Here is a 556-nt window from a genome sequence, read left to right as displayed (position 1 = left end):
TCACAGCGTAGATATTCCCTCGAATTTAAAATAAAAGTCGTTCAAGAGTCGTTAGACACCACAGATACAGTTAAGATGGTCGCGAATAAATACGGAATTCATCCTGACATGCTATCAAGTTGGAGAAGTCACATGACCTCGAAAAAGAAAACGGCAAAGCCACTTAAGAACCAAGGCCCAGACAAATCATACACAGATTTAGAGCGCCAAATTCGCAAGCTTGAGAAGCAACTCGAAGATGCTCAGTTGGAGAATGACGTTTTAAAAAAGGCGAAGGTCTACTTCGACAGCCTAAAAGAATAAGGTTCGAATATATCCACAAGGTCACAGACGCCAAACGCACAGTGAAAAAGTTGTGCAGTTGGTTATCTGTGTCGCCGGCTGGGTATTATAAATGGTTAAAGCAATTACCTAGCACACGCCAGAAAGAGAACAGTTCGTTACTTAAGTTTCTAAAGCATATTAGCGACCAGGAGCACTGTATCCCGGGCTATAGAAAGCTTTGGGAAGCAGCGGTAGCACATGGCTTTGATTGCAGTAAAGGACGTGTGCAGAG

The 556-nt window shown here is 43.2% G+C and carries 1 protein-coding gene; it reads left to right on the top strand.

The window, feature by feature from the left end; genetic code table 11:
* A partial coding sequence (locus tag EXT43_RS20480) for a transposase (protein WP_165385127.1) occupies positions 1 to 303 on the top strand: 303 nt, incomplete at its 5' end.
* Positions 304 to 556 lie beyond the last annotated feature (253 nt).

It is taken from the genome of Pseudoalteromonas sp. CO109Y, assembly GCF_004208935.1.
GTDB classification, from domain to species: domain Bacteria; phylum Pseudomonadota; class Gammaproteobacteria; order Enterobacterales; family Alteromonadaceae; genus Pseudoalteromonas; species Pseudoalteromonas shioyasakiensis.
Note: the sequence above shows the minus strand (reverse complement) of the source record. Positions and strands in the feature narration are given on the sequence as shown.